General features: G+C 72.7%; 15 protein-coding genes. 10 read left to right on the forward strand and 5 right to left on the reverse strand.

The genetic code is table 11. From position 1 onward, the window contains the following. Positions 1-81: 81 nt before the first annotated feature. Together G3576_RS05640 and G3576_RS05645 are read right to left on the reverse strand one after the other, a co-directional pair. The gene (locus G3576_RS05640; RefSeq protein ID WP_164693381.1) at positions 82-816 is read right to left on the reverse strand and encodes a metallophosphoesterase family protein; all 735 of its coding nucleotides are present in this window, start codon (positions 814-816) and stop codon (positions 82-84) included. After that, on the reverse strand, positions 801-1,277 hold the full coding sequence (locus G3576_RS05645; RefSeq protein ID WP_164693382.1) for a hypothetical protein: 477 nt from the start codon (positions 1,275-1,277) through the stop codon (positions 801-803). The genes G3576_RS05640 and G3576_RS05645 overlap by 16 nt, the downstream gene beginning before the upstream one ends. Positions 1,278-1,352: 75 nt before the next feature. On the opposite strand from G3576_RS05645, the gene G3576_RS05650 reads away from it, so the two are divergent. The 10 genes from G3576_RS05650 (at position 1,353) to G3576_RS05695 (ending at position 9,804) form a co-directional block, all read left to right on the forward strand. Next, a complete protein-coding gene (locus G3576_RS05650) occupies positions 1,353-1,910 on the forward strand; it encodes a hypothetical protein (RefSeq protein WP_164693383.1) in 558 nt (185 codons plus the stop codon). Then, the gene (locus G3576_RS05655) at positions 1,910-2,593 is read left to right on the forward strand and encodes an endonuclease/exonuclease/phosphatase family protein (protein WP_164693384.1); all 684 of its coding nucleotides are present in this window, start codon (positions 1,910-1,912) and stop codon (positions 2,591-2,593) included. Before G3576_RS05650 ends, G3576_RS05655 begins: the two co-directional genes overlap by 1 nt. Before the next feature lie 25 nt (positions 2,594-2,618). Next, a complete protein-coding gene (locus G3576_RS05660) occupies positions 2,619-3,317 on the forward strand; it encodes a VWA domain-containing protein (protein WP_207622680.1) in 699 nt (232 codons plus the stop codon). Continuing rightward, on the forward strand, positions 3,317-4,006 hold the full coding sequence (locus tag G3576_RS05665; RefSeq protein ID WP_164693385.1) for a J domain-containing protein: 690 nt from the start codon (positions 3,317-3,319) through the stop codon (positions 4,004-4,006). Before G3576_RS05660 ends, G3576_RS05665 begins: the two co-directional genes overlap by 1 nt. A gap of 230 nt (positions 4,007-4,236) precedes the next feature. Further along, positions 4,237-5,106, forward strand: a complete 870-nt coding sequence (gene galU, locus G3576_RS05670; protein WP_328728507.1) for a UTP--glucose-1-phosphate uridylyltransferase GalU — start codon at positions 4,237-4,239, stop codon at positions 5,104-5,106. Between the two features lie 166 nt (positions 5,107-5,272). Then, the gene (pgmG, locus tag G3576_RS05675; RefSeq protein ID WP_164693950.1) at positions 5,273-6,685 is read left to right on the forward strand and encodes a phosphoglucomutase/phosphomannomutase PgmG; all 1,413 of its coding nucleotides are present in this window, start codon (positions 5,273-5,275) and stop codon (positions 6,683-6,685) included. Next, the gene (locus G3576_RS05680; RefSeq protein ID WP_164693387.1) at positions 6,672-7,046 is read left to right on the forward strand and encodes a gamma-glutamylcyclotransferase family protein; all 375 of its coding nucleotides are present in this window, start codon (positions 6,672-6,674) and stop codon (positions 7,044-7,046) included. The genes pgmG and G3576_RS05680 overlap by 14 nt, the downstream gene beginning before the upstream one ends. Positions 7,047-7,166: 120 nt before the next feature. Further along, positions 7,167-7,544, forward strand: a complete 378-nt coding sequence (locus tag G3576_RS05685) for a response regulator (protein ID WP_164693388.1) — start codon at positions 7,167-7,169, stop codon at positions 7,542-7,544. A gap of 113 nt (positions 7,545-7,657) precedes the next feature. Continuing rightward, positions 7,658-8,413, forward strand: coding sequence for a cache domain-containing protein (locus G3576_RS05690; RefSeq protein ID WP_328728509.1), 756 nt, complete (start codon positions 7,658-7,660; stop codon positions 8,411-8,413). A 377-nt stretch (positions 8,414-8,790) separates the two neighbouring features. Next, positions 8,791-9,804 (forward strand): calcium-binding protein, encoded by a 1,014-nt coding sequence (locus G3576_RS05695; RefSeq protein ID WP_164693390.1) that lies wholly within the window; start codon positions 8,791-8,793, stop codon positions 9,802-9,804. Between the two features lie 232 nt (positions 9,805-10,036). On the opposite strand, the gene hemN is transcribed toward G3576_RS05695, so the two are convergent. From hemN to G3576_RS05710, 3 genes are all read right to left on the reverse strand, one after another. Next, a complete protein-coding gene (gene hemN, locus G3576_RS05700) occupies positions 10,037-11,398 on the reverse strand; it encodes an oxygen-independent coproporphyrinogen III oxidase (RefSeq protein ID WP_164693391.1) in 1,362 nt (453 codons plus the stop codon). A gap of 285 nt (positions 11,399-11,683) precedes the next feature. Then, complete coding sequence (locus tag G3576_RS32510) at positions 11,684-13,681, reverse strand: ATP-binding protein (RefSeq protein ID WP_164693392.1); 1,998 nt, start codon at positions 13,679-13,681, stop codon at positions 11,684-11,686. Between the two features lie 300 nt (positions 13,682-13,981). Continuing rightward, positions 13,982-16,159 (reverse strand): glycosyltransferase, encoded by a 2,178-nt coding sequence (locus G3576_RS05710; RefSeq protein ID WP_164693393.1) that lies wholly within the window; start codon positions 16,157-16,159, stop codon positions 13,982-13,984. Positions 16,160-16,163 lie beyond the last annotated feature (4 nt).

The following is a 16,163-nucleotide window of genomic DNA, read 5'->3' on the forward strand; positions in this document are numbered from 1 at the left end:
GTCGATCGGCGGTGCGGAGACGGAGGTCACGCATGCGCGCGACGGTAGGGACCAGCCTTCGTGTCTGTCAACGCGGTTGCGTCACGGTGCCGCCTCGCCCGTCGCCAGCCACCGCGCCCATTTGGCACTCCCATTCGCCGCCGCCCGCGCGGCCGCGGCCCCGTGGTCATAGGCGATCGCCACGAGGTCGGCCGATACCAGCCGCCCCGCCTCCACCTCCAGCACCGCGAAGCGGGCCTGGGGCGCGCCGGTCTCGCAGAGATGCGCCGGCGGCGTCGGGTCCTCATAGGCCGGCATGCCGACGCTGCCGGGGTTCACCACCACGCGCCCATCCGGCAGCTGCCGGATCGCCGGCTGGTGGCTATGGGCGCAGAGGATCAGCGTCTCCGCCGTCGCCCCCAGCCTCGCCGCCACCTCGGCAACCCGCGCCGGGACCATCCGCCCCTCGGCGACATCCTCCAGCAGATAGGCGTCGTCATCAGCCGGCCGGGCATGGAAGGCCAGCACGCCGGGCAGGGGGCGGAGATGCATCGGCAGCGCACCCAGCCACGCCGCGTCCTCCGCGGTCAGCGCCGCCCGCGCGAAGGCGTCGGAGGCCCCGCCGCGGCCCTCCGCCACCCAGCGGTCATGGTTGCCGCACAGCGAGGGAATGCCGGCGTCCCGCAGCAGCGCCAGCGTCTCCGCCGGCCAGAGCGGGCCGGAGACGACGTCGCCAAGGTCCACCACCTGCGTCACGCCGCGCTGCCGCAGCGCGCCCAGCACAGCCTGCAGCGCGAGCACGTTGCCATGGATATCCGCGATCACGCCGAGACGCATGGAACCTCCGCTGGCCGGACGCGCCGCTCGAAGGTCACGCGGAAGCGCCGGCTGAATTGCATGTATCCGAGAAAGGCCAGATGGAACGCGACCTCCAGCACCAGGTCGCCGGTCGGGTCCGCGCTGGCCGGGCCGGGCGGCGGCCCGATCGCCAGATCGACCAGCGCCAGCCCGGCGGTGCCGACCACGGCGAAGACCGCATAGCCCGGCCGGAAGCCGGGCCAGCGCCGGAACCACAGCACCGCCATGCCAATCTGCGCGCCCAGCACCAGCAGCGCGACCAGGTTGGAGGCCAACGCCATCCCGCCGCCGGCCAGCGGCATCCATTGCTGCCAGGTCAGCGCCACGCCGCCCGGCACCGCCAGCACCATCAGGGCGGAGATCACGCGCAGCCAGCCACCCAGCCCGAACAGCCGGTGTGCCTCCGCCTCCGCCTCGCTCACCCGAACCCAGCCCGCCACGCCCCGATTCCTGCCGGCACGTTTTCGTTCCTACCGGCGCATGAAGCCCGGCGGAAGCGGCGGCGTTGACGGCGCATGGCCCTGCTGACTCGTGACGACCTCCGCCACCATTCCCCCTTCGCCTGGATCAGCCTGGCCGCGCTGGCCGGTGTCGCCCTCACGCTCTGGATGCTCGACAAGCGCAGCGCCGCCCTCGGCACGGCGGCCGGCATCCTCGGCCTGCTCGGCGTCATCCTGCCGCCGCGGGAACGCATGTCCCACCTGCCGATGCGGCTGCGCCGCCTGCCACGCGGCCTCGATGCCGCACCGGTCCTCGCCACCATCCTCAGCACGCCGGGCTATGGGCTGAACTGGTTCCATGGCGCCAACCCCTATGACGAGGTCGTCCACCTCGTCTCCGGCTTGCTCGCCGGCGCCGTCTTCGCCGGCCTGGTGCTGGCCGATGGCGTCCCCCGCACCCGCCGCCGCATGGCCTGGCTCGGCCTGCCCTTCGGCCTTGCCCTGGCACTCGGCTGGGAAGCCTTCGAGGCCGTGCTCGGCATCATCGGCAACACCCGCGATACCGTCTCCGACATCATCCTGACCGCCGCCGGCGCGGTAGGCGGCGCGGCGCTGTGGCGGGGGCGCGGCTGATGCGCGTCGCCACCTGGAACATCCATCGCGGCCGCGCCGCCTTCGGCCGCTTCCGGCCGGACCGCATCACGGCGGTGGTGGCGGAGATCGCGCCGGACCTGATGGTGCTGCAGGAGGCGCAGCACCACCTCCGCCGGCAGGACGCCATGCTGGACGCCGAGGCGATCGAGGCCGCGACCGGCCTGGTGCCGCTCCGCGTCGATCCCCTGCAGCAGGGCTGGCGCGGCAATGTCCTGCTGGTGCGGCGGGACGCCCGGCTGCTCGGTGGCCCGCGCGGGCTGCGCCTTGGCGGGTGGGAGCCGCGCGGCGGCATCCAGGCCGATCTGGACCTGGGGGAGGGGCCCTTCCGCCTGCTCTGCGCCCATCTGAGCCTCGGGCCCACGCGCCGCCGCGCCCAGGCGGCTGCGCTGCTGGCCGCGGTGAAGCCCGGCCTGCCGACCTTGCTGATGGGCGACCTCAATGAATGGCGCCCCGGCGGCAGCGCGCTCGCCGTGCTGGCGCCGGCCTTCGGCCACCCCGCCCTGGTGCCGAGCTTTCCCGCCTTCCGCCCCTTGCTGCCGCTGGACCATATCCTGTGCCACCCGCAGGGGCTGGTGACGGAGGTCTCGGCCCATGCCACGCGCGCAGCGCGCCGCGCTTCCGACCATCTGCCCCTGGTCGCGCGCTTCACCCCTTCCGGCTAGGGCGACGCGGGACCATCTTCCCGCCATGCCGAACCTGCCCGCCAAGCCCGGCAACGCCGCCGTCGCCGCCTTTCTCGACAAGGTGGCGTCCATGCCCGCCGTGGCGGTGGCGCCCGGTCGCGCGGGCCGGCTGATCTTCGCCATCGACGCCACCGCCAGCCGCCAGCCCACCTGGGACCGCGCCTGCCACCTCCAGGCGGAGATGTTCCACGCCGTGCGAGACACCGGCGGCCTCACCGTGTCGCTCGCCTATTTCCGCGGCCATGGCGAATTCGCGGCCACCCCCTTCCTGACCTCCGCGCCGGACCTCGCCCGCCGCATGGCCGGCGTCACCTGCCTCGGCGGCCATACCCAGATCGTCCGCACGCTCCGCCATGCGCTGGCCGCGACGAAGGCGGAACGCGTCAACGCCGTCATCCTCATCGGCGACGCCTTCGAGGAGGATGTGGACGAGGCCTGCCACCTCGCGGGCGAATGCGGCCTGCGCGGCCTGCCGCTCTTCTGCTTCCTGGAGGGCCAGCACCCCGTCGCGCGCAATGCCTTTCGCCAGATGGCGAAGCTCTCCGGCGGTGCCTTCGCCCCCTTCGATGCCGCGAGCGCGGAGGCGCTGCGCGACCTGCTGCGTGCCGTCGCCGTCTATGCCGCCGGTGGCCGGCGGGCGCTGGCGAGGCTCACCAGCCCCGCCGCCCGCGGCATCGCGGGCCAGCTGCCCGCCCCCGCCTGATGGCCTATCTGGCCCTCGGTGCCTTGGCGCTGGTCGCCCTCCTCGGCCTCGCGCAGCTCTTCGTGGCCGCGAAGCCCGGCCAGGTGAAGTCGGCCCTGGTCTGGGGCGGCGCCGGGCTCGGCATCGGCCTCATCCTGCTGATGCTCGCCACCGGCCGCGGCGCGCAGTTCTTCTGGGCCCTCGCCCTGCTGGCCCCCGCCGCCTGGCGCTGGTGGAAGGGCAGGCGCGCCGCCGCCACCTTCGCCCGCGGCGGCACCGCCGCGCCCGGCCAGGCCTCCGACGTGGAGACCGAGGCGCTGGCCATGACGCTCGACCATGACAGCGGCCGCATGACCGGCCGGGTGAAGGCCGGGCGCTTCGCCGGGCAGGACTTGGCCGATCTCGACCTCGCCGCCTCCCTGGCGCTGCTCGCCGAACTCGCGGCGCTGGACCCCGATGGCGTGCCCCTGCTGGAAGCCTGGCTGGACCGCGCCCACCCCGAATGGCGCGACACCCCGCCGCCCCGCCCATCCGGCCCCCTGACGCGGGCGGAGGCGCTGGAGATCCTGGGCCTCGCCGAAGGCGCCACGCCTGCCGAGATCAAGGCCGCCCATCGCCGCCTGATGCGCAGCGCCCATCCCGACCAGGGCGGTTCCGACTGGCTCGCCGCCCGGTTGAACGAAGCGCGGGACCTCCTCCTCCCGGAGTAGGAGACCGTCTGGGAACACTGGCGGGTCGGTTTCGCTGGGCTTTTCCGCGCTGGGTGCGTTCCCGGGCTTGCCGATGCAACCAGCATCGGCCGCGCCCGGCGCCTTCCCAGCACGTAAAATCCCTCGCGAACCCTCAGCCGCCAGCGTTCCCAATCGGTCTCTGAGACGGTGGACGCTATCCGCCGTCCATGGCATGGCTTCGCGCATCACCGCCCAAGGAATGCCCACACGTGCGCAAGCCGCTCCGCAAGGCTGTCCTCCCCGTCGCTGGCCTCGGCACCCGCTTCCTCCCCGCCACCAAGCAGATGGCGAAGGAGATGCTGCCCGTCGTGGACAAGCCCCTGATCCAGTATGCGGTGGAGGAAGCCCGTGCCGCGGGGATCGAGCAGTTCTGCTTCGTCACCGGCCGCGGCAAGACCATGCTCGTGGACCAGTTCGACGTGGCCTATGAGCTGGAACGCACCCTGACCGAGCGCAACAAGACGAAGGAGCTCGACATGCTCCGCGCCCAGGCGCTGCCGCCGGGCTCCATCGTCTCCACGCGCCAGCAGGCGGCGCTGGGCCTGGGCCATGCCATCTGGTGCGCGCGGTCCTTCATCGGCGACGACCCGTTCGCCATCCTGCTGCCGGACGACCTGATGCTCTGCGACGTGTCCTGCACGAAGCAGCTGGCCGATGCCTACAACGAGACCGGCGGCAACGTCGTCGCGATCGAGGAGGTGCCGATGGCGCGCGTCTCCTCCTACGGCGTCATCGCCCCGGGCGAGACGGCGGGCAAGCTGGTCGAGGTGAAGGGCCTGGTCGAGAAGCCGAAGCAGGAGGAAGCGCCCTCCAACCTCACCGTCATCGGCCGCTACGTGCTGATGCCGGAGGTGATCGGCCATCTCTCCAAGATGGAGAAGGGCGCGGGCGGCGAGATCCAGCTGACGGACAGCATGGCGAAGCTGATCGGCACCCAGCCCTTCCACGGGCTGCGCTACGAGGGCCGGCGCTTCGATTGCGGCGACAAGGCCGGCTACCTGGAAGCGCAGGTCGCCTTCGCGCTGTCGCGCCCCGACATGGCGCCGGCGATGCAGTCGATCATCAAGAAGTATGCTTAGCGATGTGCGTTGACGCCAGCGCGTCAACGCCCCTCAGACGCCGGGCGCGGCGCATCCGCGCCGCTTGGCTTCGCGGCACCAGCCGCGGCGGCCATTCGGCCGCTCGGCCCGCTTCGCGGTCCGCCAGCGCCCGTGACAATGGTTCGAGCCAGGGAATCCCATGCCGATGACGGCCTTCAACCACCGCTTCGACCCCACCTCGCTGCGCGAATACGACATCCGCGGCATCGTCGGCGAAACCCTGAAGCCGGAGGACGCCTTCGCCATCGGGCGCTGCTTCGGCTCCATCGTCTCCCGCGCGCAGGGAACGAAGGTCGCGGTGGGCTATGACGGCCGCCTCTCCTCGCCGGAACTCGAAGCCCAGCTCGTCGCCGGGCTCCGCGCCTGCGGGCTGGAGGTGCTGCGCATCGGCTGCGGGCCGACGCCGATGCTCTACTTCGCCTCCTACGCGCTGAAGGCCGATGGCGCGATCATGGTGACGGGCAGCCACAACCCGCCCAACTACAACGGCTTCAAGATGATGCTGGGCAAGAAGCCCTTCTACGGCCCGCAGATCCAGGAGATCGGCCGCATGGCGGCGGAGGGCGATGTCGTCCCCACCGCCGTCGGCACCGACCGCGAAGTCGATGTCTCCGAGGACTACATCGCCCGCATGCTGCAGGACTGGGATGGCGGCGACCGCGCCCTGAAGGTGGTCTGGGACCCCGGCAACGGCTCCGGCGCCGAGATCACCAAGCGCCTGGTCGCGAAGCTCCCGGGCACCCACTACGTCATCAACGGCACCATCGACGGCACCTTCCCGGCCCACCACCCGGACCCGACCGTCGCCAAGAACCTCGAGCAGATCATCGCGGAGGTCGCGAAGAACGGCGCCGACCTCGGCATCGCCTTCGATGGCGACGCCGACCGCATCGGTGTCGTGGACAATGAAGGCCACATCCTCTTCGGCGACCAGCTGCTGATCGTCCTCGCGCGGGACGTGCTGAAGTCCAAGCCCGGCGGCACCATCATCGCCGATGTGAAGGCCAGCCAGGTCCTGTTCGACGAAGTGGCCAAGGCCGGCGGCACCCCCCTGATGTGGAAGACCGGCCACAGCCTGATCAAGTCCAAGATGGCGGAAACCGGCAGCCCGCTGGCGGGCGAGATGTCCGGCCACATCTTCTTCGCGGACAAGTGGTACGGCTTCGACGACGCCCCCTATTCCGCCATCCGCCTGCTCGGCATCGTCGCCCGCATGTCCGGCAAGCTGTCGGACGTCCGCGCCGCCCTCCCGCAGGTCATCAACACCCCCGAACTCCGCTTCGATTGCCCGGACACGCGCAAGTTCGATGTGGTGGCGGAGGTGAAGGCCCGCCTGGCCGCCGAAGGCGCCAAGGTGCAGGACGTGGACGGCGTCCGCGTGCTGACCGAGGATGGCTGGTGGCTGCTCCGCGCCTCCAACACCCAGGCCGTGCTGGTCGCGCGTGCGGAGGCCAAGAGCGAAGCCGGGCTGGAACGTCTCAAGGCCGGCATCGCGGCCCAGCTCCAGGCCTCCGGCCTCGCCGCCCCCGACTTCACCGGGGAGAATGCGGGCCACTGACGCCGGCCCCGTGCCGGTTTTCCTCTACGGCACGCTGCTGGACCCCGCGATCCTGGCGGCCCGCGCGGGTCGCCGAGGCCTGCGCGGCGTCCCGGCCACGCTCCCGGGCTGGAAGCGCGTCGCGCTGCGCCGCCAGCCCTATCCCACGCTGATCCGCGCCCGGCGCCAGTCCGTGCGCGGCCTGGTCGTCACCCTTTTCGGCGCGCCGCTTCGTCGCCTGCGCGCCTATGAGGGCGCGGCCTATCGCCTGCGACCGGTGCGGCCCCTCGGGCCGCGCGGCCGCGTGGCGGCCCTTGCCTGGATCGCCGCCCCCGCCCTGGCGGCCGCCGGCCGCGACTGGCAAACCTTCCCAGGCTGGTGACGCGAAACACGCGAAATAGTGAGCGGGTCAATCACGCGCTCGGTGCTGGCGCCTCGCCCCCCTTCGCGTGCATGGTGAAACGGTAGCGTCCGCGGTGCGTTGGCAGAGATCATGATGGGGATGGAGGGACTGGAAATGCCGGCGGATGGACGACGCGTCCTCGTGGTGGAGGATGAGGCGCTGGTCGCCATGCTGGTCGAGGATGCGCTGCTCGATGCCGGCTTCTCCGTGATCGGTCCTGCCGCCACGGTGGAGGAGGCGATGAATTTCCTCGACGCAGAGCGCCCCGACGCCGTCGTGCTGGACCTGAACCTGGCCGGGGAGACCTCGACCCCCGTCGCCGATGCGCTCGCCTCCCGCGGCATCCCCTATGTCATCGCCACCGGCTATGGCGCTTCGGGCCTGCCCGCCGGACATCAGCAGGCGATGGTGCTGGCCAAGCCCTACGACCCCAGCGAGCTGACCGCGATGCTCGGCCGGATCTGCACGCCGGCCTGAGGGCCTTCACACCTTCCGGCGCGGCACCGTTCCGCCAGCGTCCAATGGTTGTGTGATCGCCGCCCGGGCCGGTAACCTTCCCGTGTTCGCAAGGTTTCTCGGGTAGGTCGATCATGGTGACGGGACTGCCGCGGCGGGCGGCGCTGCGGCTCAGCGGGTTGGCTGCCCTTTCCGTCACCCCCTGCCGAAGCGCGTTCGCGACCGAACAGGACTCGCTCCAGGTGGCAGCGCGGCTCACCGCCACCGCGCTGGCGCGTGAACTCGACCGGCAATGGGCAAGGCTGCGTGCCGTGCAGACGGAGGTCGAGCGCGGCCAGGCGACGCAGCCGGCGGCCGAGCTCCGGCGCATCATGAGCACGGCCCAGCAGGCGGCACCGCACACCATCTGGATCGGCGTCGCCAATGCGCGCGATGGCAAGGTCATCGCGGCCAGCGGGGCCGTGCTGGAAGGCGTCGATGTCTCCGCCAGGCCCTGGTTCCAGGCCGGCCGCACGCGGAACTACGCGGGCGACGTGCATGGCGCGCAGCTTCTGGTCACGGCGCTGCGGCGGGACCCGCGGGACGAACCGCTGCGGCTGATCGACTTCACCACGCCGCTCCGCAACGCGGCGGGGCAGGTGGTGGGCGTGCTGGGGTCGCATGTCGACTGGCGCTGGGTGACCGCGATCATCGCCAGCGCCCCCATCCCGCAGGGCGCGCAGGTGGCGCTGCTGTCGCAGGAGGGCAACGTCCTGTTCGGCCCCGAAGGCCAGTGGCTGACGGCGAGTCCCCGCCCGCCACTCTCCCTGGTCCTCCAGGCGCAGGATGCACCGAGCCTCGGCTGGCGCGTGGTCGGCCTTCCCGCCGGCACCCTGCGCAGCAGAGGCTGAGCGGAAGGGCGCACAGGCCAGGCCGCTTCGATGTGGAAGGCCACCGGGAAAGGCGCAGCCGATCAAGGCCAGAGGCAGCATCGATTGGCTTGGCGGCCGCCCGCGTGGTCCATGTCAGCCCACGACAGGGTTGCAGTGCCCTGCACGACTTTCGAGCGAGGGCTGACAATGCTACGACCTCCGTGCCAGGAACAGCTTCACCACGGCCAGGTCCGGGGGCGTGTTGAAGCCGTCATGGTGGCGGAAAGGCCGGCCCCGCTTCAGGCGCGCACGCATGGGCGCGTCGCCCATGGCCTCGCCATCGCGGCGCCGCCCGACGTGCCTCAACCCCGGACCCCGATCACCCCGATGCCACGTCGCCAAGGGAACCCGTCCTGATGGTCAAGGACCGCTCCAATTCTTCCGCGGCGACGCTGGTGCCGCTCGACGAGGACGCGCTGGAAGCGGTGGCGGGAGGCGCCAATATCCGCATCGTCTTCGACGACCTCAACCTGCCGGTCCACGGGACCGCGGAGTCCGACCGCATCCAGACCGCCGCCGGCAACGATACGGTGGATGGCCATGGCGGCAACGACACCATCCTCAGCAGCCACGGCAACGATGTCGTCGACGGCGGCGACGGCGATGACAGCATCCTGGCCGGCGCGGGCCATGACAGCGTCTATGGCGAAGACGGCAGCGACGTGGTGAACGCCGGCGCCGGCAACGACCTGGTCGTGGGCGGCGCCGGCAACGACCGGATCGATGGCGACGCCGGCAATGACACCCTTCGTGGCGACGAGGGTCACGACACGCTGACGGGCGGCGCCGGCAATGACGCCCTGTCGGCCGGCAGCGGCAACGACCTGGTGGACGCCGGCAGCGGCAACGACGTGGTCCGTGCCGAGGAGGGCGATGACACGGTGCGGGCCGGCGACGGCGACGACATCGTGCATGGCATGGAAGGCCATGACAGGATCGAGGCCGGCGATGGCCACGACTTGGTCACCGGCGGCGCCGGCGACGACCGTATCGATGGTGGGGCCGGTGACGACAGCCTTCATGGCTTCGAGGGCGACGACACGCTGACGGGCGGCGCCGGCCATGATCTCCTGTCAGGCGGCAGCGGCAACGACGTCATCACCTGGCAGACCGGCGACGGGAACGACACGATCGACGGCGGCGCCGGCCAGGATGTGCTGCAGATTCCGGCGCTCTACATCGATGGCGTGACCGTCTACGACGCCAACGGCGCCGTCGCCTGGCACGGCAACTACACCAGTCATGGGGATGGCAGCTACACCATCCCCCTCGACGTCCCCTCCGGCACCATCGTGCTGACCGATCCCTGGACCGGCGCGGAGGTCGGGCGCATCGCGTTCAGCGGCCTGGAATCGATCCTGCTGCGCTGAGAGACCGGTTGAGAATGCCAGCGGCTGAGTATCCGCAGGGGATTTTTCGTCGCTGCCAGGAAGCGGACGCAGCCGATGCTGGTTGCATCGGCAAGTTCGCTGTCACGCTGGAGGCGTGCCTCCGGCACAACGCGGCGGCGGAAAAGACCCGCGGAGCCGACCCGTCCGGTGTTCTCAAACAGTCTCTGACTGGCGACCGGTTCACGCGCCCGCGGCGTGAACCGGCCGTGCTTCACACGGCGGCGCTGTGCCGCGCCGGCCCGCCGCCGAGATAGGCATCGAAGGCCGCCGCGATGTGGCGCACGAAGCGCCGCCCGGCCTCCGTCGCCACCAGCCTTCCTTCCTCCACCGCTGCCAGCCCATCCGCCACCAGCGGTTCCAGCCGCGCCTCCGCATCCCGCCACACCTTCAGCGGCACGCGGCGGAGGTCGAGCGAGAGGTCGCACATCACTGCCTCGATGATGCCGCGGCGCAGCCGGTCCTCCTTCGTCAGCGCCAGGCCGCGCGCGATGGGCAGGCGGCCTGCCTCCACCGCCGCCAGCCAGCCCCGCTCATCCGCCAGGTTCTGCGCATAGCCCTGGGGCAGCGACCCGATGGCGGAGGCGCCGAGCCCGACCAGCACCGGCGCGCGGTCCGTGGTGTAGCCCTGGAAGTTGCGCCGCAACGCGCCGGACCGTGCGGCGACCGCCATCGGGTCCTCCGACCGCGCGAAATGGTCGAGCCCGATGGCGACATAGCCCGCCGCCAGCAGCGCGCGCTCCGCCGCCTCTGCCTGGTCCATCCGGGCCATGGCGTCGGGCAGCCGGTCCTCCGGGATCGCCTTCTGGTGCGGCTTCATCCAGGGCACATGGGCATAGCCGAAGACCGCGACGCGATCGGCCCCGGCTTCCGCGGCGAAGCGGGCGCTGGCCTCCACATGCGCCGTGGTCTGGCCCGGCAGGCCGTACATCAGGTCGAAATTGATCCCCTTGATCCCGGCTGCCCGCAGCTTCTGAACCGCCCCTTGCACCAGGGCGGGTGGCTGGATGCGCCCGATCAGCGTCTGCACCTCCGCCGCCATGTCCTGCACGCCGAGGCTGGCACGGGTGAAGCCCTGCCGCGCCAGCATGGCGACGATGGCGTCATCCAGGAGCCGCGGGTCGAGTTCGACGGACAACTCCGCGTCGCCCTCGAAGGCGAAGCGCCGCCGCAGCCCCTCCATCACGGCCTCCAGCGCCTCCGCGCCGAGGGCGGAGGGCGTGCCGCCACCGAGATGCAGCGACTCGACCGGCGCACCGGCCGGCAGCGCGGCGGAGAGCAGCGTCGCCTCCGCGAGCAGCCCCTGCGCGTAGCGGCTGGTGCGGGCCACGCTGCGCGTCACGCTGGTGTGGCAGCCGCAATACCAGCAGAGCGACTTGCAGAAGGGGATGTGCAGATACAGCGAGAGCCGGTCCCCCGGCGCCACGGCGGCGAGCCATTCCCGGTAGGTTGCCTCCTCCAGCGCCTTGAAGTGCGGCGCCGTGGGGTAGGAGGTGTAGCGCGGCAGGTTCTGGCGCGCGTAGCGGGCCAGGGCGGCGCGGGAAGGGGGGAGGCGGGAGGGGGGGAGCGCGTCCATGCGCCATCCTCCCCCCAGGGCAAGCTTCGGCGCCTTGCGGCGGATCAAGTTCAAGGCGGATTTCGCACCGACGATCCCGGCTTGCCGGAAGGATTTTGTTCTTGCTATGTTCAGACCATCAAGCGGGAGAGGTGCGGGCATCGCCTGGCCAGCCGGCACGCGGGCCCGCCGCCGTGATCGGGCGGGCCAGGAATGTGTCCAAAAGCGGCCCGCTGAATCGCGACTAAATGCACTAAAGCGGCTTAAACGGCTTAAACGGCTAGACGCACTTTAGCCCCATGGCGGTCAGGTCGCGGCCGGCCAGCGCGGCGCCGGCGCCGGGTTCCGCGTGGCCGGCGGCGCGGCCTCCTCCTCCGGTGCCGTCAGCGGCGCGCGGCGGAACACCAGGGTGAACTCCGCCCCCGCCTCCTGGCCCTCCGCCACGTTCTCCGCCGTGATCCGCCCGCCGATCCCGCGCATGATGGTGCGGGAGATGGACAGGCCGAGCCCGGTGCCGAGCCCCGGCGGCTTGGTGGTGTAGAAGGGCTCGAACAGCTTCTCCCGCACCTCCGGCGCCAGGCCGGGGCCGCTGTCGCGCACCCGCAGCGTCACCTCATCCGCCAGCGGTCCCGTCTCGGCCTCGATCCGCAGCCGGCGCCGCTCGGCGGGGCGTTCCAGCAGCGCGTCGCGGGCATTCAGCACCAGGTTCAGCAACACCTGCTCCACCAGGATTACCTGGCCCACCACCGGGGGCAGCATGTCGGGCAGGCGCAGCTGCACCTGCACCCCCGCATCGCGCAGCGCCTGGCCGGCCAGCACCATCATGCCATGCACCGCCGCGCCGAGGTCGATCGCCTCCAGCGCCGAGACATCGACGCGGGAGAAGGCGCGGAGCTGGGTGACGATGGCCTTGGCCCGGTCGGCCTGGGCCATGATCCGCCGGAGCCGCGTCAGCGCCTCCTCCACCCCGTCCTCCCCGGCCTCCAGCGCCTCCGCGGCGTTCTCGGCGGCCAGCGACATGATGGCGATGGGCTGGTTGAGCTCATGGGCGAGCCCCGCCGCCATCTCACCCAGCGTGGCGAACTTGGCGGCCGTCGCGGCCTGCAGCGCCAGCTCCCGCTCGGCCGAGATGTCCTCCAGCACGCCGGAAACCTCGGTGCCCGCGGCGCCGCGGCCGGTGACGCGCGTGGTCTCCCGCAGCCACATCCAGGCGCCATCGGCCCGGCGGAAGCGGTATTCGGCGCTGGCCTGGGTTTCCCGCCGCAGCCGGTCGGGCAGGTCGGGGCCGAGCGGCAGGGTCTGCATGTCGATGCCCCGCTGCCGCCAGCCCGGGCGCAGCGCGGCCTCCGCTGTCCAGCCCGTCAGCCGCTCCACCGCCGGCCCGACCTCGACCAGCCGCATGCCGCCGCCGGGCTCGATCAGGGCGCGGTAGGCGACGGCGGGCAGCGAATCCTGCAACGCCGCGCCGGCGGGCGTGGGGATCGGGCGGGGGCGCGCCAGCAGCGCCACGCCCACCGCGCCGGCGACGACCATGACGGCCAGCAGGGGGAGCACCCAGGCCGGCTCGCTGGCCTGGTCCTCCAGCGCCGCCAGCATCAGCAGGTCCCCCCCGGCCGGCGTGCTGGCCAGCGCCAGCGCCGGCAGACCCTCCGCCGCCGGGCGCAGGCTGGCGCTCGTGCCCGGGGCGGGCAGGGGCCAGATCGGGGCCGGCAGCGGGATGCCGCCGGTGGCGAGCGGCATGCCATCGGCCCGCAGCAGCGCCAGCCGCAGCCCCGGCAGCACCGCCGCCTCACCGAGGGCGCGGTCGAGCCGCCGCGGGTCGATCGCCGCCACCGCGATGCCCACGAACCCGCGCGGATCGGCCAGCGGGCGGGTCGCGAGCAGGCTCCGCGGCCCGCCAGGCAGGTCGAGCAGCGCGGGCGCCATCAGCGGCTCGCTCCGTCCGCCGCGATGCAGCGCGAAGCTCTCCCGTTCCGCCAGGGAGAGTCCGACCAGCGGGGGGTGCGACGACCAGACGATGCGCCCCTGCGCATCCGTCACCGCCGCGAATTGCAGCGCGTCACGCCGCATGGCCTCGGCCAGCAGCCGCTCCGCCACCAGCTGCGCCGGCCGGTCGCCGCGCGCCACCGCCTGCTGCCGCTGCTCCGCGGCGCCCAGCGCGTCGGCCAGCCCCTCCAGCGGCAGCGAGACCAGGGCCCGCGCGGCGCGCGCGGCGCGTTCAGCCGTGGCGATGGCCGTGGTGCCGCGGGCCTCGCCGCGGGCGTCCCCATGCAGCCAGGCGGCGCCCAGGGCGAAGGCAGCCACGGCCACGCCCACCAGAAGGCCGCGGCCCCTCCCGTGGCTCCCCCGGGGGCCCCCCTGTCCTGTCGCTGCGGACTGCCTTTCGCGCCTGATGGGACCGCCGCCTCTCGATGGGGGAAGCCCCCGAGCCTGTCGAACCGGCACGGCCCACGCCGCCAGCGGCGCGCATTGCATGTCGATTCGACCGGGATGCTAGGTCACGCGTCACGCTCTGGCATCGTATGCAAGCCGAAACGCCCGAACGTTACGTTCACGGCAAGTGATGCGTGTCTTTCGTGCATCACGACAAGTAAGCAAGTTGTTTCAGCCGGCGCCTTCGAGCACGCCCTCCGCCCGTTCCAGGGCGACGAGCCGCGCGGCCAGGTCATCCTCCCGGCAGGCCATGAGCGCCACCACGCCGGCGCCGACAATCCGGTTGCCCCGGTCGCCGAGCTTCACGCCATCGCCCGCATCGATCTCAACCACCAGCCCGCCCGGCCCCGCCATGCCCTGGAGCACGCAGGCAAGGACCTGCCCGGAGGCGAGCGCCAGCCGCCGCCATCCTTCCCCGCCGGCGCCGCGCAGCCGGAGGCGAAGGGCGATCCCGCCAGGGGGGCCGCGAAGCTCCAGCACCACGCGCATCGCCGTGCCGGCCGGCACATCGGCGGGCAGCGCCAGCCGGGCCACCCCGTCCCGTGTCCAGCAGCCCCAGGCTTCCTGCCACCACCAGCCAAGGCCCTGCCGCACCCGCTCCGCCCAGGCAACCGCGCTGGTCGCGGCGGGCGGGCCGCCGGTGCCGAGCGGCAGGCGCTGGCCGAGCGGCAGGAAGGGCTCCGGCCGGGCGGGCGCGGGCTGCATCAGCGCGGCCAGCGTCTCCGCCGCCGCCTGCCCCCAGCTTCGGCCCGCCGCCTGCCGGTCGATGCGGGCCTCGAGCGCCGCGCGATGACCGGGGTCGGTGACGAGACGCACGAGCGTCGCCACCAGCGCCGGCTCATCCTGCGGCGGGAAGAAGACCGCGCCCGGCGCGCCGGATTCCAGCAGCCCGGATTGCGCCGGCACCACCGCGAGCTTGCCCGCCGCCAGGCTCTCGCTGACCGGCAGGCCCCAGCCCTCATGGAAGGAGTTGTAGATGGTGAAGTCGCAGCGCGCGTAGAGGCCGGCCAGCGCGAGGTCCGACACGTCGTGCAGCACGGAGACCTGCCGGCGCAGCGCCGGCGAGCGTTCCAGCAGGCCGAGCGCCGCCTCGGCATGCCAGCCCGGCTTGCCGACGCAGACCAGGCGCGGCACCGCGGCCGCGCCCAGCTGGCGGATCAGCGCCAGCCAGGCCTGGAAGACCATCAGGTGGTTCTTCCGGGACTCCAGGGTCGCGACGAAGAGCACGAAGCGCTCCCCGGGCAGCGGCGCGGGCAGCGCCTCCGCCGCCGCGCGCGCGGCATTCGCCTCCGCCGGGGGGCCGAGCCCCTCCGCCGCCAGCCGCACCACCGTGGCGGGCAGCCCGGGGCCGAGCGGCGCCGCGAAGCGCTGGATATCCGCGAGCGTACTTTCCGAATTCGCCAGCAGCGCATCCGCATGCAGCGACAGCGCCGCAAACCACCGGCCATAGAGCCGGACGGTGATGTCGAGGCAGTGTTCCGGCATGGCCAGCGGCACGCAGTCATGCACGAAGGCGACGTAGCGGAACGGGGTGCGGGCCCGCAGCATGCGCAGCCCCCGGAAGAAATCCTCCACCCCCCAGGCATTGCCGAGGCTCGTCAGCGTCGCGCCCGGCTTCAGCGGCGCCTCCGGCCGGGCATCGGCGTTGCAGAGGGTCGCGGTCGCGGCCCGCCAGGCCGGGTCATCCGCCCGCGCGCCCAGCCGGGCCAGCGCCAGCACGGCCCGGAAGGCACCTTCCTCCACATGCCACCAGCGCCAGGTGGAGGGTTCGTAGGCGACCAGCAGCAGCTCAGGCCGGTCCGGCCCGCGCGGCGTGCCCAGCATGGCGCCCAGCATGCCCATCTGCACGCGCTGGATGCCCGTCGGCGTCCGCGCCTCCCGCAGATAGGCGAGCAGGTCGCTGACATCGAAGGCCAGCTGCGTCGGCGCGCCGCCGGGCCGCGGCGGCAGGGGCTGCACCGCGCCGTCATCCGCCGGGTCGCGGCGGTGCCGCAGCAGCGCATCGGCGCGCTTCAGCACCAGGTTGTAGGGTGCCAGCGCCAGGGCCTCCGCGACGGCGTCCGACGCCTCCGCGCCGCGGCCCAGCATGCGCAGCACATGGCTGATCTGCAGCTTCGGGTCGAAGTGGCGCGGCGCCAGCGCCTCCGCCTGCCGGTACAGCGCCAGCGCGCCTTCGGGGTCGCCCGCCTCCTTCACGCAATGGGCGAGCTGGACGATGATCTCCCAGTGCCGCGGCCGCTGTGCGACATAGGCGCGGTAGGCCACCTCGGCCTCCGCCCATCGGCGCTGGTCGCGCATCGCGTCGCCCTCGGCGCGCAGCGCCTCCGGCGTGGGCTTCGGGATCCTCATCGCG

The sequence above is a fragment of the Falsiroseomonas algicola genome (genome assembly GCF_011040385.1).
In the GTDB taxonomy this organism is placed as follows: Bacteria; Pseudomonadota; Alphaproteobacteria; order Acetobacterales; family Acetobacteraceae; genus Falsiroseomonas; species Falsiroseomonas algicola.